This window comes from Microcoleus sp. CAWBG640, from assembly GCF_020883015.1.
GTDB classification, from domain to species: domain Bacteria; phylum Cyanobacteriota; class Cyanobacteriia; order Cyanobacteriales; family Microcoleaceae; genus Microcoleus; species Microcoleus anatoxicus.
On sequence record NZ_JAHRFC010000199.1, the window covers coordinates 1 to 2,265 of the forward strand.

At 45.1% G+C, this 2,265-nt stretch carries 2 protein-coding genes and 1 pseudogene; 1 reads left to right on the plus strand and 2 read right to left on the minus strand.

The genetic code is table 11. The features are described 5' to 3' along the window. Positions 1 to 557 (minus strand): hypothetical protein (locus AAFP11_RS30205; RefSeq protein ID WP_341740314.1); only part of this gene is annotated, 557 nt, incomplete at its 3' end. A gap of 178 nt (positions 558 to 735) precedes the next feature. Then, positions 736 to 1,125, minus strand: a complete 390-nt coding sequence (locus tag AAFP11_RS30210; RefSeq protein WP_341740315.1) for a DUF1830 domain-containing protein — start codon at positions 1,123 to 1,125, stop codon at positions 736 to 738. Positions 1,126 to 1,490: 365 nt separating this feature from the next. Between AAFP11_RS30210 and AAFP11_RS30215 the strand changes: the two are divergent. Then, positions 1,491 to 2,265 (plus strand): annotated as a pseudogene (locus AAFP11_RS30215) (radical SAM protein); the annotation flags it as partial.

Below are 2,265 nucleotides of genomic sequence, written 5' to 3' on the forward strand. Positions count from 1 at the left end.
ATTGTCCACCCATCAACTAAGAGTAACAGCAGGGTACATAAGAGCAAAATCAAATACATCCAAGGCTGAGACAAAGGGCGGACATCTGTAGTATCAATGCCTGTTTTTGCTTCAACTAAACGGACTAATTTGGCAAATCCCGCCACTCGCATGGGTAATAAATAACCCTCTCCCGAATGACTCAAAAAATAATAAACTAAACCACCTTGACCAGTCGATCGAGGTTTAAGAGCTTTGACCTCTGTCCAAGCTAAAGACCAACCTCTGCGAAATACTTTGGGAAACCAGTTGGGATAAGTTACTTGAATTTCCTCGTCATTCACCATTACCCTTTCGCTAAGTACGCCATACAAACCCACAGCCCCGATTACAATTCCCGCCCAAATAATATTAGCAGGCACCGGTGCTGCCGTTGCTGCCGACAAAAAAGGTAAGGGAATTGTTAAGGCTGCGTACAAACTCAAAAGGGTGATTCTAATTAAAGGAGAAAGTCGGAATACCGCAGGTTCAAATAGGGGAGTAGAGGATAATGGGGATTCCATCGGTGGTACTGACATGGTTGAACTAAGAACGGGTTTTATAGAAAGATTATCGGCGATCGAGCAAAGGTCTGCACAAAAAACTGCTCTTACCAATTTCAGATCGAGTAAAAGCAGATTTTGTACAAGGTTTATTTGTTAAATGGAAAATTTATTAACTTCCGATCCCTGAAAAGTCCTCAATCCGAGAACTACCTTAATCGACGGCTGTTAACGCCGGTACTGTTAAAGGCTCTAAGATTTCTTTAGATTTGGGGCGGGCTGTAGTTGAGGCGCGATCGATCTTACTTTCCGGTCTCGATCTGGTAGCATTGATAGGAGAATAGGGTCCTTCATTAATCTGCAAGCGATCGCAAGGGATCGTATCAGACAAAATTGCACTCGCCATCATCCCAGTGTGAATTTCCAACATTGCTGCTGTCATTGCTTCAAACACTAAGCGCTGACCGGGAAATACCACTCGTTCAAAATACCAGTTAGGAATGTTGGTGATGCGAGCAATTTGAATTTGATTGGTGGCGTTGACGTAGCAGCAGAGAATTTTGCTATCGGCGTCTGAGGGTAGTGGGTCAAGAATTTGAGCCATAACTGGTAGGGAGCCTTGGATAAAAGTTTTCGTTATCTTTCAAAATTAACACTTTGCGATCCCGCATTGTTGTAATGCGGACTACCAATTCCCTAGCACCTTAAGAGACCATAGTGCCGATAGAGGCAGAAAAAACGCGATATTAAGTGCGATCGTGAATTTTTTGTCAACCTTAGCTGTAATTAATTTAAAAATCCCCTATTTTATCGTCCTCCAGCTCAGCCACGCCAACAGGCTCTGCTTTACTCCGCTTCGGAAAATTTTAAAATATTTAATCTTAAATTACCAAAATTAGAGAGATTGTAAAGTTATATTAAAAGAATATTAACACAGTGAAAACACTAGCAATTTAGGATGTGGCAATCATGGAAAACCGAGAAAACCGAGTCCTGTATGTTCGCCTCCCTTGTAATCCCATTTTCCCGATCGGAGTTGTGTACCTTTCCGATCACATCCATAAGCTGTTTCCCGATGTCCAACAACGGATTTTCGATGTAGGTGCAGTACCGCCCTTAGATTACGCCAAGGCTCTCGACGTCGCCGTCGATGAATTTCAACCAACCCTCCTAGTTTTCTCCTGGCGAGACATTCAAATTTACGCACCAGTCGGCGGTAGAGGCGGCAATCCCCTGCAAAATGCCTTTGAGTTTTACTACGCCAACAATCCCCTAATTAAAATGCGGGGAGCATTGGGAGGATTACGTTTAGCCGTGTCTTACTATACGGAACTCTGGCGCAATTTGGGGTTGGTGAAGCGGGGATTGCATCGGGCCCGGAAATACCGTCCCGAAGCTCGTGCAGTCGTCGGTGGCGGTGCTGTGAGCGTGTTTTATGAGCAGTTGGGACGCAGTTTACCCAAGGGGACTGTGGTTTCGGTGGGGGAAGGCGAGGCGCTGCTGGAGAAGTTGATTAAAGGCGAAGATTTGGCCCAGGAAAGGTGTTATGTGGTAGGTGAGACAGTCCCGCGCGATCGACTAATTCACGAAAAGCCAGCCAACATCGAGAAAACTGCCTGTAATTATCAGTACATCGAGACCATTTGGCCGGAATTTTCCTATTATCTACAGGATAGGGACTTCTACATCGGCGTCCAAACCAAGCGCGGCTGTCCTCACAACTGCTGTTACTGCATTTACACGG